Below are 17,663 nucleotides of genomic sequence, written 5' to 3'. Positions count from 1 at the left end.
CATCCGAACAACCGATTACCGCGATGGCGGAACGCGGATATCGCCCGCGCGACATTGAGTTTTCACACCTTTGCCACATGCGCCGAACTGCAGATCCTTGCCCATGCACACGCGCACTTCCGACAACTCGGGGCCGCTGCAAATAACCGCGATACCGTCCGCTGAAATGCCCGGATTACTTTCGCGAAACAGGTCGGCGATTTTCTGCGCAGGCAAGTAAACCGTGCCACTGAACGGCTGCAGTTTTTCCGGGATTTTCACCGCGCCAACTGCCTTGTCTGCCGCGTCCAGATAACCCGTGGCTCCAAGACCGCTGCATGTTCCGTGCTTGGCCCATTCGTGTTCAAGCAACTTTGGTGTCGGAAATAGCGTCAGGCCGCGCTTTTGTTCAGCAGGTGACAGTGCAATTTTTGGTGGGCACGACTCGGGCCAGCCGCCATTCGCGTACTGCGGCCACAACCCGTGAAGCACAAAACCGTAGCCTTTGCCGGAACACTGCGAATCGTCTTTGTGGGTGAGGCAGAACGTTGGCGACCAGGACAGCGTCAGCAAATAGTAATCAAACACCCCCGCCACTGACTCAGCCTGAGGTTTGCCATGTTGCGACGTCCGCGCCTGGCTCAGGCCAATCTGCCCGAACGTGATTGCCAACATGGCGACAACTGCATACAGCTTTTTCATAGACCCACTCCTTGGGAATAATGATGGTTTTGATCCTTGGCCGACGATCGACCACAGGGGTTTTTGCCATGTCGGTGTTTCAATCGCATGACGCAAGGCAAAACGTGGATTACTTTGGTAACGCTATGATCACACTTGGATCACGACAGGGAATCGACATGAGCAAGGCAGAAGAACTCGCCGCAAAACTGAAAGAAACCCGGCACACCGACGCGGACGCGACCACCGCTACCGATCAGGCGATCGACAGTTGGCCCGGCCAAGTGTACGAAATGTATCACCAGATCGAAGCCTGGCTGAAGCCTCTGCTTGAAGCCGGCCTGAGCATGCGGCGCAATCCTACGCACGTGTTTGAACGTCATCTCAACGGCGCAACTTATGCTTATTCGATCGACCAACTGGTGATTGAAGGCAATCACCACAACATTACGTTCGTGCCGATTGTGCGGTTCACCGCCGACGGTCAGGGTCGTGTCGAAATTCATTTGAAGGACAAGGAAATCCCTCTGCTGAGAACGGTTGACGAACACGGCGGGTCGCATTGGTGGCTGCAATCGATCGAACAAACCGGGCAACAGACTGATGCGATTGCGCTGACGGAAGTGAACTTGCTTTCGGTAGTGCAAGAAGGCTTGGATCTCTAAGCCCGAACGCTTTTCAATGCAGGAGCGAGCCTGCTCGCTCCCACAAGATTTAGTGAGTGTTCTGCCCTACTGCTGCTTGCAAATCCAGAGGCGGTAACTTCGCTGGCAAGTTCAGCGCCTTCAGCACCGGATTGTCGTAGCCATACACATCCGGCTTGAATGCCACGCGGCCATTGCTGCCCATATCCACCGTCCAATAGGCCAACAAAACCGGCACTTTCACCGGGAGTCGAATATTTTCCGTCCGGCCATTGGCCAATTGCTTTTGAATACCGGCACTGCTCCAGCGCACCGGGTCATTGAACAGCAACTCAACCAACTGCAACGGGTTTTCTACCCGAATACAGCCCGAACTGGTGGCGCGAACATTCTTCGCAAACAGCTCGCGGTGCGGGGTGTCGTGCAAGTAGATCGCGTAATCATTGGGGAAGCGGATAACCACTTGGCCTAACGAGTTTTCCGGTCCGGCGTCCTGGCGCAAAGTGATGCCGCGCGGGTTGCTCCAATCGATGGTCGATGGGTCCAGCAAGTTACCTTCCCGATCCAGCGGCCGAATCCGATTGGCACTGAGGTAGTTCGGGTTGTTCAGAATTCTCGGCAACACGTCTTCTTTCAGAATCGTCGGCGGAACGGTCCAGGTCGGGTTGAAAGTGACGTAAGTAATTTCAGCCTGGAAGATCGGCGTACTTCGATACGGCTTGCCTACCTGAACCCGTGAACGCCAGATGGGTTGACCATCGCGATACAGCGCCACTTTGTACCCGGCAATATCAACGATTACAAAAGTGCCCTGCAGCTTGTACAGCAGCCAACGCGCGCGTTCCATGTTGACCCTGACTTGATCGATACGCGCTTGTACCGGCACGTTCAACGCAGCGAGGGTGGCTGCCCCGGCAACACCATCTGCGCCCAGATATTGTTCCGTTTGATACTTCTTCACCGCGGCGATAACCGCATCGTCGTACGTGTTGTTTTTGCTGGTTCTGGTGTCCAGATAACCGCCCGCTGCCAGACGCGCTCGAAGTTGCGCAACGGCTGCGCCATCCATGCCTGGCTTGAGCGATTGCCCGTCAGTAACTTTCGGCCAGCCACCGCGGTCACGAATCTGCCGCAACTGCGCCAATGCCTGACGCAGCCCTACGTAAACCGCTTCTTGCGGCGGCGCCTCGGCAAACGCTCGGGCAACATCGTGAGTGTCCAGCGCGTTGAAGAAGTTGTTCACGTCATCCCGAGGATCGGCACCGGCAATGTCGAAATTCCAGTGCATGTCCAACCGCGCCGGATCAACTTTGCCGCGGCGTAATTGCAGTAACGCCGTGAGGTAAGTGCGAGTCGCCGCAAGATCGAAAGCTGCTTGTTGCGCAGGTGTTGGCGCAGTGTTCTGCATCGATGCCTGCGCCATGACCAGATCGTTACTTCGAAAGTCCGCAGGCTCGAGTCCGTCGATCTGCGTGTCGTCAAGACTCTTCAACAACTGCGCTACATCGTCAGGATTAGTCCACGCCGCGCGAAACTGGCGATGCGTATAGAAATCCAGCACTACACGGTTAACGTCGATGCGCTGATGCTTCGGCCGTGTTTGCAACGGCGGGAACGCGGAAATCAGCGGCTCCAGCGTCGCGCGAATCTCTTGAGCGACGTTATCGTCCGGTATCGCCTCGATCATGCTGATCGGCGGATTTTGCCCCTCAATCGACGAAGTTTCCGCGTGCGCCGTGCCGCCGATCAGAAAGACCATAAAAAAGGCATGGCTTATGACGAATAACCTTGATAGTTGCCCCATGGATAATTCTTAATCTCCTGCGCTCAGCACATGGCGTTTGCACTGCTAAACTCGAAATAACTTGATGAGACATCTCTATGGCGCTAAACCGCTTTGGCTTTCTATGCTCGGTCCTGCTGTTGGCGGCAACGTCAATACCAGCAGCCTACGCCGATTCTCTCGCCGCCGCCCTCGCCAAAGCGGCCCCTGGCGCTAACGCAAAAGTCATTGGCCTGGCCGTACGCGCCTCCCAATGCAGCATCGCCCGAGGCGCCGCGCCAGTCCAGCGACTCGCCGTCATCGACTATTCATTGCCTTCGACCGAACAACGCCTTTGGGTGTTCGATTTAAAGAAGCGCAAGTTGCTCTTTCATGAACTCGTCGCCCATGGCCGCAACAGCGGCGAAAACATGGCAGTCAAGTTCTCCAACCAGAACGAAAGCTTCGCCACCAGCCTTGGCTTATACCGCACCCAATCGAGTTACGTCGGACAAAACGGCTATTCGTTACGTATGGAAGGCCTGGAACCTGGCTTCAATGACAACGCGTTCGACCGCGCAATCGTGATTCACGGCGCGCCGTACGTCAGCCCAGTGCTGGCCCGCGCCAATGGCCGAATCGGCCGAAGCCTGGGTTGCCCGGCAGTGCGACCGGCGATTGCTCATCGGTTGATTGACTCGATGAAGGGCGGGCAACTGCTGTTTTCGTATTATCCGGATCAGCGCTGGTTGAAGACTTCTTCCTTTGTTAATTGCGGCAGTTCGACGGTAGCCGACGCGTCCGGGCCATCGATGACTCGTTAAGCGTGTTGAGGATCTCGCTGAACAGAGCCCCCGCTTCAGCGACTCAATCCTGATAAACTGCGCGCCTCTCAGCCATACCCCAATTCCAGATCCCAATGCCCCCAATCACCGCCACGCCCGCCCCGCTGTCACGACGTTTTTCCGTTGCGCCGATGATGGATTGGACCGATAGACATTGCCGTTTTTTCCTACGGCTGCTGTCGAAGAATGCCTTGCTCTACACCGAAATGGTCACCACTGGCGCGCTCCTCAATGGCGACCACGAGCGCTTCCTTCGTCACAACGAAGCCGAACACCCACTTGCATTGCAACTGGGCGGCAGCGTGCCTCTCGACTTGGCCGCTTGCGCGCGCATGGCTCAGGATCACGGCTACGACGAGGTCAATCTGAACGTCGGCTGCCCGAGTGATCGGGTGCAGAACAATATGATCGGCGCGGTGTTGATGGGGCATCCGCAGTTGGTCGCTGATTGTGTGAAGGCGATGCGTGATGCGGTGTCGATTCCGGTGACGGTGAAGCACCGTATCGGCATTAACGGCCGGGACAGCTACGAGCAGTTGTGTGATTTTGTTGGCACGGTTCGCGATGCCGGCTGCAGCAGTTTTACCGTGCATGCGCGAATTGCGATTCTGGAAGGCCTGTCGCCGAAGGAAAATCGCGACATTCCGCCCCTGCGCTATGACGTGGCGGCGCAGTTGAAAAAGGATTTCCCGGAGCTGGAGATTATTCTCAACGGCGGAATCAAGACGCTGGAAGCCTGTCACAAGCACTTGCAGACGTTCGACGGCGTGATGCTCGGCCGCGAGGCTTATCACAATCCTTACGTGATGGCTGAAGTGGATCAGCAGTTGTTCGGCAGCACGGCGCCGGTCATCACGCGCGCAGAGGCGCTGGCGCAATTGCGTCCTTATATTGCCGCGCACATTGAGGCCGGCGGTTCGATGCACCACATCACTCGTCATGTGTTGGGCTTGGGCACCGGGTTCCCGGGGGCGCGCAAGTTTCGCCAGTTGTTGTCAGTGGATATTCACAAGGCAAAGGAGCCTTTGGCGTTGCTGGATCAAGCGGCGGAGTTGCTTGAGGGGCGTTAACGGTCAGTTGACTTGAACCTGTGCGCCGATTTGGCATCGTATTTACCGATACCGCGCCTCGCCATTCAAACAGCCGTTTCCCGGTTGTTGCCGCTGGGCCCTTCGATACGCACGTACGCCCTTGAGTGGCTGTCAGCGCTCGGGTAATGTCATCAGACCCATAGGACAGAGCACGCCCATGACTTCCAAGCTGGAACAACTTAAACAAATGACTACCGTCGTTGCCGACACTGGCGACTTCGAAGCAATCGCTCGCGTTAAACCCGTGGACGCTACCACCAACCCTTCCCTGCTGCTGAAGGCTGCGGCCATCACCGGTTATGCCGAGTTGCTGAACGCTTGCGTTCACGACTGCAAGGGTGATGTAGGCCTGGCCAGCGACCGCTTTGGTGTCGCTGTCGGCAAAGAAATCCTCAACGTAGTACCAGGGCGCATTTCCACCGAAGTGGACGCGCGTCTTTCGTTCGACACTGACGCCGTATTAAAGCGCGCGCACCGTCTGATCGAACTGTACGACAAGGCCGGCGTTGGTCGTGACCGCGTACTGATCAAGATCGCCTCGACCTGGGAAGGCATCCGCGCCGCCGAGATTCTGGAGAAGGAAGGCATCCAGACCAACCTGACCCTGCTGTTCTCGTTCGCCCAGGCAGCCGCTTGCGCTGACGCCGGGGTGTTCCTGATTTCGCCGTTCGTGGGTCGCATCTACGACTGGTACAAGAAGGCCAACGGCAACGACTACACCGGCGCGGATGATCCGGGCGTGCAGTCGGTAACGCGCATCTACAACTACTACAAGGCCAACGACTACAAAACCGTCGTGATGGGCGCGAGCTTCCGTAACCTCAATCAGATCGAGCAGTTGGCCGGTTGCGACCGTTTGACCATCAGCCCGGACCTGCTGGAGAAACTGGCGGCGGACAACGGCAAGCTTGAGCGTAAATTGGCGCCAGGCCATGCCGGTGAAGCGCGTCTGAGCCTGAATGAAGCGCAGTTCCGTTGGTTGTCCAACGAAGATGCGATGGCTACCGAGAAACTGGCCGAGGGCATTCGTCAGTTTGCTCGCGATCAGGAAAAGCTTGAGGCGTTGCTGCAAGCCAAGCTGTGATCTAGTTCAGCGCAATACAAAAAGGGCGAAACCTTACGGGTTCGCCCTTTTTTGTGTGTTCGTGGTGTGATTGGCGGTCTTGAGGACGCTTTCGCGAGCAAGCTCGGCTCCTACAGGATTTGGGTCGAACACCGTAAGGGGTCGACGACTCATCGATTTCGGAATCAGTGACGCTCTAAAGCATTCACCAGATCATGAAACGCCTCACGATTGGAGTCGTTCAACCCCATCAGAATCTTGTGCGCTTCCAGCACTTTGATCCGCACGATTTCTTCGGACTGATCCTGATCCGGCAAATCGTCCAGGCACTCAGGGCACGGCACAGGGTGGTCAACGATGTTGAACACTTGCTCGAAGCCCATGGACTGCAGCAGACGGGTGATGTCTTCGTGGGTGGTGACGACGGTCGGCAGCAGGCCGACCTTTTGCCGCGACAGGATCGACAGTTTGGCCAGCAGGCCCAACGTGGTGCTGTCGATGCTGCGGGTTTCGGTCAGGTCGATCACGATCGCGTTGAAGTTCAACGCCGTGAAGATCCGCTCAATAGTCGCATCCAACGCCGAACACAGGGTCAGGCGAACTTCACCGACGAACTTCAGGACGAAGGTGCCGTCCTGCTCGGCGAACTGGATTCTACCGGTACTCATTAAAGATTCCTGCTCAACACCAACAGGGCGATATCATCCGGCATCTCCCCTAGCGTGGCCAATCCAAAAACCTGCCGCAACCCATCCAGGGTGCCGCCCGCAGCCTTGACCCGTTGGGGCAACGCCGCTTCTTTCTCTTTGAGCGTAGGTTCTGGCAAGAGGTCCAGAATACCGTCGGACATCAGCGTCAGGCTGAACGTCGGCGGCAACTCCATTACGTGATCTTCGTAGGTGGCTTCATTGAAGAGGCCGACCGGCAGACCCCGCCCTTCCAGATAACGAACACTGTCTGGCGTGTACAACACAGGCAACGGCAAATGACCGCCGATGCTATAGGTCAACAAACCTGTCTCCTCGTCGATGACACCACCGACCATTGTGACGTGTTTGCCCAGCTTACAACTGATCAGGCCTCGGTTGATATGACCAAGTACCTCTGAAGGCTTGAATTCAGGCAACGTGCCGTTGCGCTTGGATTCGAACAGCAAGCGCGTGGTCATGAACTTCAACAGCACGGTAACGAAGGCTGAAGAGGCGCCGTGACCGGAAACGTCCGCCAGGTAAAACGCGACCCGGCGCTCATCGACTCGGAAGTAGTCGACGAAATCACCCGACAGGTACAGCGACGGAATGATCTGGTGCGCAAACTGGAACTCGTCGATGGTCCAGGGACTGACCGGCAGCATGTTCATCTGCACCTGGCGACCGGCGTTCTGGTCTTCCTGGAGCAGGTTCAGGCTGGCTTCGAGTTCGCGGTTGGCTCGTTCAAGCTTGTCGCGATAGCGCTGGTTTTCCAGCATCAGGCGCGCGCGATCCAGGGCTCGACGTACAGAATGCTCGAGCACTGCCAGATCTTCGAGAGGCTTGATCAGGTAATCCGCCGCGCCCAGGCGCAACGCCTCGACCGCGTCGTTCATCACGCCGGCACCCGACACCACGATGACCGGCGTCTGCGGCGACAGCTCGGTGACCTGGCGAATGAGTTCGAGTCCGCCCATCTGCGGCATGCGCAGATCGCAGATGACCAAGTCGGGCTTGTCTTGCTCGAATACCTGAAGACCCTGTTGACCATTGCTGGCCTGCAGGACGCTGAAACCACTGTCGTCCAAATAGGCGGCGAGGCTCGCGCGCACTACTTCGTCATCATCGATTATCAGCAGCGTGGCACTGGTTTTTGGCATGTGGGCAAACGGCGCCAGAATTAGGTTGGCGTAGCAGGCAGGGGATTTGACCCGGCTCTTACTACTGGATTCGCTTTCTAGCCTCTCTGTTGCACTGTTTTCGAGCGTTCGCCCTACAGACAAGTCCACCAGAGGTGCCCTTCTAAGGCGCAGACGGTACTCCCATCCGCGGGGCGTTTCAAGCACACGCCGATGGTCGCTTGACGTCTTTACTTCTCAAATCACCGGGAGTTATAAGAACAGGCTAAACCGTAACCCAATGGAAGGATCGAGCCCATGAGTCAAACCGATCGGGACTACAGCGAAAAGCGCGATTTCATCCGCATGCGAGTCGATGCCGATGTGTCACTGATTCACGAGGGCGATGAGGTGCCAGCCGTCTGCATCGACCTTTCCAGCAGTGGCATGCAGGTGGAGGCGCCCCGCCTGTTCAAGGTCGGCGACCGTCTGAGCGTGCGAATCGATTCCGATCACGCGGCGCTGACCGGCCTTGAAGCCGACACCGAAGTGGTATGGGTCAAGGCGCAGGACGGCGGCAGTCAGAAACTCGGCCTTACAATCTTGAAGATGAAATAAGCCTGAAGCACCAACGAAGAAGGCGGCCAATTGGCCGCCTTCCTTGTTTTACCGCACAGAATCAAAAATCGTCTTCGACCTGGCCGTCTTTGACTTTGAATTCGCGGTTCTGCAAGTAAGCATTGCGGATGAAAATGTACTTGTCGCCATTCATCAGCTTCTCGGCCGACAGCAGGCTGGCGCGGGTATCAACGATGTTCAGGCCGAAAATCGAGTTACGCACTGGCACGTCGTTGATGTAGCGGTACGGGCTGGTGTAGCTGTCGACGTACTTGGACGGCGCATCACGCAACGTGCTTGGCCCCATCAATGGCAGCATCACGTAAGGACCGCTGCCGACGCCCCAGTAGCCGAGGGTCTGGCCGAAATCTTCGTCGCTGCGCTGCAAGCCCATTTGTGTGCCGACATCGAAGAAGCCCAGCAGGCCGAACGTGGTGTTGAAGATCAGACGCGCAGTGTCAACGCCAGCCGCAGCCGGTTTGGCCTGCAAAACGTTGTTGGCGAGGTTGGTCACGTCGCCGACGTTGCGGAACATGTTGTGGATGCCGTCTTCCAGAAACTGCGGCGTGACGAACTGATAACCCTGAGCCAGAGGCTTCAGCGCATAGGTATCGACGAAATCGTTGAACTGGAAAATCGGGCGGTTGACGCTTTCCCAAGGATCCTCTTCCGTAGCCGCCTGGGCAGCAAACGGAACCAGCAACACGCTGGCACACACACAAAGCTGAGCGAATTGATTGCTCCAGCGCATAGAAAACTCCTTGGATTTGTACGAGCGCGGGCGCGCGGCCCAAGCGTTAAGGCGGCTAGTATAAGACGGAAAAGTCGGTTTAGGCAGCACCACGCGAGTCGGCGTGCAGAAGTCGCCGCCGACGGCCAGCAATTCGGCGAACTGTCACTCAACTGTCACCGTCCTTCCCTAGGCTTGTCGCTATTTCAGGGACGCTGATATGCCGCAAGCCGAAGCATTGCAAGTCACCGCGCCAAACCTGACCGCCGTGCTGTTTGGCCTCAGTGGTTGCCTGGTGGATTTCGGCGCCCGCACGCAGCAGTCCGGTTTGCCTGGCGAAGAGTTTGCCGAGGTCACGCCTGGTGCGCTGGAGAGCCTGCGCAGTCTGCAGCGCCAGCAAATACCGTGTGCCTGGCTCGATAAACTCTCCCCTGCCCTCAGCCACTCCTTGGCGGCTCACCTGCCGGCGTGGATCAAGCCATCGCAACATCCAGCAACAATCAATCCATGGCCCGCGCCGAATGCTTGCTGGCAAGCGTTGATGGCGCTGAACGTCGATCGTCTGGATGGCTGCGTGCTGGTCAGCGGCGAACCACGATTGCTCCAAGCGGGGTTGAATGCCGGCTTGTGGACCATTGGCCTGGCGTCCTGCGGTTCGCTGTGCGGGTTGGCGCCAAACGAATGGCAAGCGCTGAGCCAAAAGGATCGCGAACAACGGCGCGGCAATGCGACCGTGCAATTATTCAGCCTCGGCGTGCATTCGGTCATCGATCACCTCGGCGAGCTCGACACCTGTCTGGCGGACATCAGCCTGCGCCGGCTCAAAGGTGAAAAGCCCTGACTTCAGGCTTATCCCGATGAAAGCATGCAGCTTGCCGGCGACTGGATTAATCTAGGGCCCAGCCATAGACCTTTGGCACGCTGCTGCGGTCTATGCCAGTGCCTATCGATAAAAGGAAGAACGCCATGCCTGCCCGCGAACTGCAAGAACAGCTCAATACTCTGCGCGAGCAATTGGAACAGAATCCGCCGCTGACCGAAGCCGAGCGCGAGGACCTTCATGTGCTGATGCAGCAAATTGAAGCCGAGATCGAACTGGAAACCAAAACTCAGGATTCAAGCCTGTCTGACGGAGTAAATCTGGCCGTCGAGCGCTTCGAACTCGAACACCCCGCCATTGCCGGCACCTTGCGCAACATCGTGCTGACGCTGGGCAACATCGGGATCTGAACCCGCCAGATGCAAAAAAGCCCCGCTAGCAATAGCGGGGCTTTTTCATATGCGCAATGCGCGACGCAGTCCTCGTAGGAGTGAGCCTGCTCGCGATAGCGTTCTTCCAGTCAGCAAAGATTCTGACTGACCCAGCGCTATCGCGAGCAGGCTCGCCCCTACCGTGATCTGTTATTGCCGGGCGAGACGATGGTTCGGCAACTGCACGTCTTCAGTGCTGCGATACGGGTTGATATCCAGCCCACCACGACGCACATACCGCGCATACACGGTCAATTTCTGTGGTTTCAACAAACGCTGCAAGTCGAGGAAAATCCGCTCCACGCACTGTTCATGGAAGTCCGAATGCTGGCGGAAGCTGACGATGTATTCGAGCAGACTCGCATGATCCAGCGCTGCGCCACGGTATTCCACCGCCACGCTGCCCCAGTCCGGCTGGCTGGTGACCGGGCAATTGGATTTGAGCAAATGGCTGTGCACGCTCTCCTCGACGATCCGCGAAGCATCGCAACGCAACAGTTCCGGGCGCGGCTGCACGTAGTTGCTGACGCTGATATCCAGGTCATCAATGCACACGCCCGGCAACGCCACGACGCCTTCCGCTTCAACCTCGCGCAAGCTGCGAATACGCACGCCAACCGGCTTGCCGGCAGCGGCCGACAGGTCTTTGACCAGCGTCGCTTCGAGGCTCGCGGTATCGGCAAACGGCGTCTGATTCAGCGAGTTGAGGTACAGCTTGAAGGACTTGGATTCGATGATGTTTGGTGAATCCGCCGGGATCGTGAATTCACCAATGGCCACCACCGGCTTGCCCGACGGCAGCAGCCACGACAGCTCGAAGCAATTCCAGAAATCCACGCCTTTATACGGCAGGGTTTCTGCGGTCAGCCCCAACTCCGCCCATTTCGCGGTGCGCGGAATCGGGAACAGCAAGGACGGCGTGTACGTGGCGATGTATTCGCTGGATTTGCCCAGCGGCGAGTGTTCGGCTGCGGGATGCATGGCGGAAACCTGACTGAAGAATCAGCGGATTCTATCAGCCTTTGCGCGCGCCTTTGAGTGCTTACTGACTGACAGTCAATTTGCCGACCATGCCCGCCTGATAGTGTCCCGGGATGTTGCAGGCAAATTCGAGGCTGGTGGCCTTGGTGAAAGTCCAGGTCAACTCGGCCGTTTTACCTGGCGGCACCAATATGCTGTTCGGGTCGTCGTGCTGCATGCCGTGCTCTGGTGATGCGTGGTCCATACCGGCCATCGCGCTGTGGTCCATTTCCTTCATGGCGGTAGGCGTCAGCATGCCACTCTGCTGCATCTTCAACATTTCCTGCTGGTGCGCGGCATGCATCGTCGCGTCTCCAAGGTTGAATTCGTGCAGCAATTGGCCCTTATTCACCAGAACAAAGCGAATCGTCTCACCGGCCTTGATATCAATGGCCTTCGGATCGAACGACATATCGCCCATTACCACTTCGACACTGCGCTGGGCTTTGGCCGCTGACGCCGGTTGACCGAAGTCGTAAGTCTGCGCGGGTGACGCTTCTAGCCCGAAGCTCAGCGCCAGCAAGCACGCGCCCAGCACCAGACGATTGCGCAAAAACATAGTCGTACTCCAACAAGATAAGGTTCAGCCTGTGGAAAACTCTAAACTGACATGCCTGCCCGCAACCTGACGGCCAGATTACAACTTTGTCAGGTTGGCCAGCATCTCGGCCAGCCACGGTATAAAGCGCTCGTTCCACTTAAACCGACTTACCAATGAACAGAGCCATCAATAAACAGAGCTATCAATGAAACTGCTGATCGTCGAAGACCAAGCGAAAACCGGCCATTACTTGCGCCAAGGCCTGACCGAGGCCGGTTTTACCACCGAGCTGGTGGCTGACGGCAACAGCGGCCAGCAACTGGCGCTGAGTGGTGAATACGCCTTGTTGATCCTCGATGTCATGCTGCCCGGTCGCGATGGCTGGCAGATTCTGCAAGCGGTGCGCGGCGCCGGCCTAGATACGCCGGTACTTTTTCTGACGGCGCGCGACGCGGTGGAGGACAGGGTCCACGGCCTCGAGCTCGGCGCCGACGACTATCTGGTCAAGCCGTTTGCCTTCTCCGAGTTGCTCGCGCGAGTCCGCAGTCTGTTGCGCCGGGGCAGCGCCGCGCCGCAGGAAACCTCGTTGCAACTCGCCGATTTGCGCCTCGACCTGATCCGCCGCCGCGTCGAACGCAATGGCCAGCGCATCGACCTGACCGCCAAGGAATTCGCCCTGCTGGAAATGCTCCTGCGCCGCCAGGGCGAAGTGCTGCCCAAGTCACTGATCGCTTCGCAAGTGTGGGACATGAATTTCGACAGCGACACCAACGTCATCGAAGTCGCGATCCGTCGCCTGCGCTTGAAGATTGACGACGACTTTCCGAACAAACTGATCCACACCGTGCGCGGCATGGGTTACGTCCTCGAAGAGCGTGACGCCTGATGCGCCGACTGTCCTTGAGCAATCGCCTGGCGCTGCTGTTCGCGGCGTGTACAGCGGTGGTTTCGTTATTCGCCGGGGTGCTGTTCAGCCGCGCCAGCGAGGCACATTTTGTCGAACTGGATCAGCAATTGCTCAATGGCAAATTGATCGGTTTACGCCGCGCCTTGCAGGATATCCAGTCCAGCGAAAGCGAAGTCAAATTGCAGGATGAGCTGAGCCGCCAGGCTGATTTGTCGCTGCGCATTACCGGCAGCGATGGCCAACGCTGGTTTGACAGCTCGTCGAAATTGCCGCAAAAACTCCCGCAGAAGCTTGGTTTGTCCACGGTCAACGATGCCGGCACCGACTATCGCGTGCTCAACGCGCCGCTGTTTGCGGACAAAGCCGATTCGCCGCAATTGACCCTGCTGCTGGACATCACGCATCACCAGCACTTCCTGCAGCGCATGCAGAATCTGATCTGGCTGACGGTCGGCCTGTCGGCGTTGGCCACGGCGCTACTTGGAGCGTGGGCGGCGCGCAGCGGTTTGCGTCCGTTGCGGCGCATGAGCGTGGTTGCCAGTGGGGTTTCCGCTCAATCGCTCAACGCACGCTTGCCCGAAGAGAACATGCCGCCGGAACTTGCGGAAATGGCCCACAACTTCAACGCCATGCTCGGACGTCTCGACGACTCTTTTCAGCGGCTCTCAGCGTTCTCGGCCGACATCGCCCATGAACTGCGCACGCCGCTGTCGAACCTGCTGACACACACGCAAGTCACCCTCACCCGCCCGCGACCTCTCGAGGATTACCGCGAAGCGCTGCACAGCAACCTTGAAGAACTGCAATGGATGGCGCAACTGGTCAACGACATGTTGTACCTGGCCAAGGCAGACCACGGTTTGCTGATGCCCAAACGTGAACGGTTGGAATTGGCAGAAGAAACCGATGTGTTGCTGGAGTTTTTTGCGCCGCTGGCCGAGGACGCGCAGGTGCGGCTGAGTCGCGAGGGCTCGGCGCGAATGCTCGGGGACCGCAGCATGTTGCGCCGGGCGCTGTCTAATTTGCTGGACAATGCGTTGCGGTTTACCCCGGTTGGCGGCGAGGTTCGAGTGAGGATCGTCGAGCAATCCGATGGCTTGACGTTGCAGGTTGAAAACACTGGAAGCGGGATTGATCCGGCATTGTTGCCGCGCCTGTTTGACCGGTTTTACCGGGCTGATCCGGCGCGGCAGGAAGGCAGTAGCGAGCATGCGGGGTTGGGTTTGGCGATTACTCAGTCAATCATTCGCGCGCACGGCGGGTTGATTCGTTGCGAATCGGCAAATGGCTGGACGCGGTTTGTGATCGAGTTGCCAAGGAAGGATTGAGGCCAGCTGGGCCGACCTCATCGCAAGCAAGCTCGCTCCCGCAGGGATAGGAGTTGGCCATGAATCTGCGGCCCAACTCGATCAACTGTGGGAGCGAGCTTGCTCGCGAAAGCGCTGTTAAGGCTTACGAATACCGCAAGGCGTGAGCCGGTTCGATTTTCGCCGCGCGCCACGCCGGGTACACCGTCGCCAGAAAGCTCAAAATGAACCCCGCCGAGCAGATCAACAACACATCGCCGCCCTGCAATTCCGACGGCAGATTGCTGACGAAATACACGTCCGAACTGAAGATATGCTGCCCGCTCACGCGCTCCAGCCAACCCACCAATTCACTGACATTCAGCGCCGCAATCACGCCCAGCACGCCGCCGATCAATGTGCCGACAATCCCGATCACCGTGCCCTGCACCATGAATATCGCCATGATCTGGCGTGGTGTCGCGCCGATGGTGCGCAAAATCGCGATGTCCGCGCCCTTGTCGTTCACCACCATGATCAACGTCGCGATGATGTTGAACGCCGCTACCGCGACGATCATCAGCAGCAACAGGCCGATCATGGTTTTTTCCATTTTCATCGCGCTGAACAGGCTGCCCTGGGTGTGGGTCCAGTCGTCAGCCTTGTAAGCGGCGCCGAGGCCCGTGGCAACGTTGTGTGACACTTGCGGCGCAGCGTACAAGTCCTTCACCGCCAGGCGTACGCTCTGCACCTGATTCGGCTGCCAATGCTGCATCTGCGCCGCGTCGGCCATGTGGATCAGCGCCATCGAGCCATCAAGCTCGGCGCCGACCTTGAACACGCCCACCACGTTCAGGCGCTGCATGCGCGGCGTGATGCCGCCCGGTGCGCTGCTGATTTCCGGGACGATCAGGGTGAGTTTGTCACCGACATTCAAGCGAAAACGCCGCGCGGTGATTTCACCGACCACCACGCCAAACTCGCCCGGCTTCAGATCGTCGAGACGCCCCTGGACGATATGTTGCGTAACGATCGACACCTTGCCTTCCTGCGCCGGATCAATGCCGCTGATCTGGATCGGCTGCATCGAGCCTTTATAGGAGAACATGCCTTCCATTTCGGTGAACGGCACGGCAGCGGTGACTTCGGGGTTTTTCATCGCTGCGGCTGCAACCGGCCGCCAGTCGTCGATCGGGTTGACGCCGACGATGGTCGCGTGCGGCACCATGCCGAGGATCCGCGAGCTCATTTCGCGCTGGAAACCGTTCATCACCGAGAGCACCACGATCATCGCCAGCACACCGAGGGCGAGGCCGATCATCGAGGTCATCGAGATGAAGGAAACAAAGCGATTGCGGCGCTTGGCGCGGGTATAGCGCGCGCCGATGAAGATCGATAACGGTCTGAACATTCGCTGGGGCACCGTATAAAAATAAAAGACCCGACGGGCTTTTCAGCCGCGCCGGGTTTCGGTCAATCAGATGGGCGTCAGGCGACCTTCCTGCAAATGCAGGACGCGATCCATCTGGCGAGCCAGGTTCATGTCGTGAGTCACCACCAGGAACGCGGTGCGCATCGAGGTGCTGAGTTCCAGCATCAAATCCTGAATGCCCTGCGCGGTGTGCGAGTCGAGGTTGCCGGTCGGCTCATCGAGCATCACCAACCCCGGCTTGTTTACCAGGGCGCGGGCGATGGCCACACGCTGACGTTCGCCGCCGGACAATTCGGACGGTTTGTGTTGCAAGCGATGACCCAGCCCTACCCGCTCCAGCAACGCCGTTGCACGTTGACGCGCCTCCGGGATGGCGGTCTTGCCGATCAGCAGCGGCATGCAGACGTTTTCCAGCGCGGTGAATTCCGGCAGCAAGTGGTGAAACTGGTAGACGAACCCGAGGGATCGGTTACGCAGCAGGCCACGGTTTTTCTCGCTCAGCGCCGAAAGCTCTTCGCCGTCCAGCCAAACGCTGCCCTTGGTCGGCGTATCGAGGCCGCCCAACAGGTTGAGCAAAGTACTTTTGCCCGAGCCCGAGGTGCCGACGATGGCCACGCGTTCGCCCGGGTGCAACTCCAGTTGCAGACCGGCCAACACTTCTACCGACTCCGGGCCTTCCTCGTAGGATTTGCCCAGGTTGCGGCAGCTCAAGATTGCTTTTTCACTCATGCCCGACTCACTCATAACGTAGCGCCTCCGCAGGCTGGGTGCGCGCGGCACGCCAGGCTGGATACAGGGTGGCGAGGAAACTCAGAACCAACGCGGCGGCGCAGACCATCAACACGTCCTGGCTCTGCACTTGCGACGGCAGGTAATCAATAAAGTACACGTCGGCATTCAGGAATTTATGCCCGATCAAGCCTTCGAGGGCCGAGATCGCCGCGCTGACGTTCAGCGCCGCGAAGATCCCGACCACCGCGCCGATCAGCGTTCCGACCACCCCGATCACCGTGCCCTGGACCATGAAAATCGCCATGATCGAACCGGGCGTGGCGCCAAGCGTGCGCAGAATCGCGATGTCGCTTTTCTTGTCATTCACCACCATCACCAGCGTGGAAATAATGTTGAACGCGGCGACCGCAACGATCAGCAACAACAGCAGGCCGATCATGGCTTTTTCCATGCGGATCGCCTGATACAGATTGCCGTGGGTGCGGGTCCAGTCACGCGCGTAGTAATGGTCTTCGCCGAGTTGCTGGGCGATGTTCCACGCGGTGCGCGGCGCCTGGAACAGGTCGTCGAACTTCAGACGAATGCCCTGCACCTGATCCGGTTTCCAGCGATGCAGCCGGGCCAGATCCTGCAGATTGGTCACGCCGAGGTAACCGTCCAGCTCGCCAGCGCCGACATGGAAAATGCCGACCACGGTAAAGCGTTTCATCCGCGGGAACATCCCGGCCGGGGTCACGGTGACTTCCGGCGCAACGAACGTCAGCTTGTCGCCGATGGCCGCGCCGAGCTTGGCCGCCGCTTTGTCACCGATGACGATGCCGAAGCTGCCAGGCGTGAGGTCGTCGAGCTTGCCCTGCTTCATGAAGTTATCAATGATCGAAACCTGACGCTCCAGCGTCGGGTCGATGGCATTGAGCAACACCTTGGAGACCTTGCCGTTATTGGTCAGCAGCCCCTGCATCTGGGTGAATGGCGCTACGGCCGTCACCTGTGGGTTCTGTTTGACCTTGGTGGCCAGGGCCTGCCAGTCGTTGATCGGTTCACCGGACTCGATGGTCGCGTGGGGCACCATGCCCAGCACGCGGGTGCGCATCTCATGATCGAAGCCATTCATGACCGACAGCACGACAATCATCACGACCACGCCGAGGGCGAGCCCGATCATTGAAGTCAGGGAAATGAACGACACAAAATGATTGCGACGCTTTGCACGGGTATAACGCGTGCCAATAAATACGAAGAGAGGTCTGAACATGTCGGGGCTTGTTCGGAGG

Annotated in this window: 19 protein-coding genes; 9 read left to right on the top strand and 10 right to left on the bottom strand. The window is 58.3% G+C overall.

The genetic code is table 11. The features are described from left to right. Positions 1 to 15: 15 nt before the first annotated feature. Positions 16 to 681, bottom strand: coding sequence for a ribonuclease T2 (locus tag BI292_RS04730; RefSeq protein ID WP_101207155.1), 666 nt, complete (start codon positions 679 to 681; stop codon positions 16 to 18). A gap of 158 nt (positions 682 to 839) precedes the next feature. Between BI292_RS04730 and BI292_RS04725 the strand changes: the two genes are divergently transcribed. Then, complete coding sequence (locus BI292_RS04725; RefSeq protein ID WP_101207154.1) at positions 840 to 1,325, top strand: hypothetical protein; 486 nt, start codon at positions 840 to 842, stop codon at positions 1,323 to 1,325. Positions 1,326 to 1,374: 49 nt separating this feature from the next. On the opposite strand, the gene BI292_RS04720 is transcribed toward BI292_RS04725, so the two are convergent. After that, positions 1,375 to 3,108 carry a murein L,D-transpeptidase gene (locus BI292_RS04720; RefSeq protein WP_101207153.1) on the bottom strand — a complete coding sequence of 578 codons (1,734 nt, stop codon included), beginning with the start codon at positions 3,106 to 3,108 and terminating at the stop codon, positions 1,375 to 1,377. A 77-nt stretch (positions 3,109 to 3,185) separates the two neighbouring features. On the opposite strand from BI292_RS04720, the gene BI292_RS04715 reads away from it, so the two are divergent. The 3 genes from BI292_RS04715 (at position 3,186) to tal (ending at position 6,086) form a co-directional block, all read left to right on the top strand. Next, positions 3,186 to 3,890 carry a murein L,D-transpeptidase catalytic domain family protein gene (locus BI292_RS04715; protein WP_101207152.1) on the top strand — a complete coding sequence of 235 codons (705 nt, stop codon included), beginning with the start codon at positions 3,186 to 3,188 and terminating at the stop codon, positions 3,888 to 3,890. Between the two features lie 95 nt (positions 3,891 to 3,985). Further along, positions 3,986 to 4,981 (top strand): tRNA dihydrouridine(20/20a) synthase DusA, encoded by a 996-nt coding sequence (dusA, locus tag BI292_RS04710; RefSeq protein WP_101207151.1) that lies wholly within the window; start codon positions 3,986 to 3,988, stop codon positions 4,979 to 4,981. 178 nt (positions 4,982 to 5,159) lie between these two features. Next, positions 5,160 to 6,086, top strand: coding sequence for a transaldolase (tal, locus tag BI292_RS04705; protein ID WP_092270673.1), 927 nt, complete (start codon positions 5,160 to 5,162; stop codon positions 6,084 to 6,086). A 164-nt stretch (positions 6,087 to 6,250) separates the two neighbouring features. On the opposite strand, the gene rssC is transcribed toward tal, so the two are convergent. Next, complete coding sequence (rssC, locus tag BI292_RS04700) at positions 6,251 to 6,733, bottom strand: anti-sigma factor antagonist RssC (protein WP_092270676.1); 483 nt, start codon at positions 6,731 to 6,733, stop codon at positions 6,251 to 6,253. Beyond that, positions 6,733 to 7,914: a two-component system response regulator RssB gene (gene rssB / locus BI292_RS04695; protein ID WP_092270679.1), complete on the bottom strand. Its 1,182-nt coding sequence runs from the start codon at positions 7,912 to 7,914 to the stop codon at positions 6,733 to 6,735. The genes rssC and rssB overlap by 1 nt, the downstream gene beginning before the upstream one ends. Positions 7,915 to 8,190: 276 nt before the next feature. Here rssB and BI292_RS04690 point away from each other — a divergent pair, with 276 nt between their 5' ends. Further along, positions 8,191 to 8,490 carry a PilZ domain-containing protein gene (locus tag BI292_RS04690; protein ID WP_101207150.1) on the top strand — a complete coding sequence of 100 codons (300 nt, stop codon included), beginning with the start codon at positions 8,191 to 8,193 and terminating at the stop codon, positions 8,488 to 8,490. A 61-nt stretch (positions 8,491 to 8,551) separates the two neighbouring features. Here BI292_RS04690 and BI292_RS04685 read toward each other — a convergent pair whose 3' ends face one another. Then, complete coding sequence (locus tag BI292_RS04685; RefSeq protein ID WP_092270685.1) at positions 8,552 to 9,241, bottom strand: VacJ family lipoprotein; 690 nt, start codon at positions 9,239 to 9,241, stop codon at positions 8,552 to 8,554. Between the two features lie 199 nt (positions 9,242 to 9,440). Here BI292_RS04685 and BI292_RS04680 point away from each other — a divergent pair, with 199 nt between their 5' ends. Together BI292_RS04680 and BI292_RS04675 are read left to right on the top strand one after the other, a co-directional pair. After that, complete coding sequence (locus BI292_RS04680) at positions 9,441 to 10,061, top strand: phosphatase (RefSeq protein ID WP_101207149.1); 621 nt, start codon at positions 9,441 to 9,443, stop codon at positions 10,059 to 10,061. A 125-nt stretch (positions 10,062 to 10,186) separates the two neighbouring features. Next, positions 10,187 to 10,450 (top strand): DUF4404 family protein, encoded by a 264-nt coding sequence (locus tag BI292_RS04675; RefSeq protein ID WP_092270691.1) that lies wholly within the window; start codon positions 10,187 to 10,189, stop codon positions 10,448 to 10,450. Between the two features lie 171 nt (positions 10,451 to 10,621). On the opposite strand, the gene queF is transcribed toward BI292_RS04675, so the two are convergent. Further along, on the bottom strand, positions 10,622 to 11,452 hold the full coding sequence (queF, locus tag BI292_RS04670; protein WP_101207148.1) for an NADPH-dependent 7-cyano-7-deazaguanine reductase QueF: 831 nt from the start codon (positions 11,450 to 11,452) through the stop codon (positions 10,622 to 10,624). A gap of 61 nt (positions 11,453 to 11,513) precedes the next feature. Then, positions 11,514 to 12,050, bottom strand: coding sequence for a plastocyanin/azurin family copper-binding protein (locus BI292_RS04665; RefSeq protein WP_101207147.1), 537 nt, complete (start codon positions 12,048 to 12,050; stop codon positions 11,514 to 11,516). A gap of 187 nt (positions 12,051 to 12,237) precedes the next feature. On the opposite strand from BI292_RS04665, the gene BI292_RS04660 reads away from it, so the two are divergent. Together BI292_RS04660 and BI292_RS04655 are read left to right on the top strand one after the other, a co-directional pair. Then, positions 12,238 to 12,918 (top strand): heavy metal response regulator transcription factor, encoded by a 681-nt coding sequence (locus tag BI292_RS04660; RefSeq protein WP_101207146.1) that lies wholly within the window; start codon positions 12,238 to 12,240, stop codon positions 12,916 to 12,918. Beyond that, positions 12,918 to 14,267, top strand: a complete 1,350-nt coding sequence (locus BI292_RS04655) for a heavy metal sensor histidine kinase (RefSeq protein ID WP_101207145.1) — start codon at positions 12,918 to 12,920, stop codon at positions 14,265 to 14,267. Before BI292_RS04660 ends, BI292_RS04655 begins: the two co-directional genes overlap by 1 nt. Positions 14,268 to 14,391: 124 nt before the next feature. On the opposite strand, the gene BI292_RS04650 is transcribed toward BI292_RS04655, so the two are convergent. From BI292_RS04650 to BI292_RS04640, 3 genes are all read right to left on the bottom strand, one after another. Then, positions 14,392 to 15,636, bottom strand: coding sequence for a lipoprotein-releasing ABC transporter permease subunit (locus tag BI292_RS04650; RefSeq protein ID WP_092270706.1), 1,245 nt, complete (start codon positions 15,634 to 15,636; stop codon positions 14,392 to 14,394). 66 nt (positions 15,637 to 15,702) lie between these two features. Further along, positions 15,703 to 16,386, bottom strand: coding sequence for a lipoprotein-releasing ABC transporter ATP-binding protein LolD (gene lolD, locus BI292_RS04645; protein WP_167370415.1), 684 nt, complete (start codon positions 16,384 to 16,386; stop codon positions 15,703 to 15,705). A gap of 7 nt (positions 16,387 to 16,393) precedes the next feature. After that, the gene (locus tag BI292_RS04640) at positions 16,394 to 17,644 is read right to left on the bottom strand and encodes a lipoprotein-releasing ABC transporter permease subunit (RefSeq protein ID WP_101207144.1); all 1,251 of its coding nucleotides are present in this window, start codon (positions 17,642 to 17,644) and stop codon (positions 16,394 to 16,396) included. Between the last annotated feature and the right edge of the window lie 19 nt (positions 17,645 to 17,663).

Origin of the sequence: Pseudomonas sp. 43NM1 (assembly GCF_002836905.1) — a bacterium.
Classification (GTDB): domain Bacteria; phylum Pseudomonadota; class Gammaproteobacteria; order Pseudomonadales; family Pseudomonadaceae; genus Aquipseudomonas; species Aquipseudomonas prosekii.
This window is presented reverse-complemented; position numbering and strand designations above follow the sequence as displayed.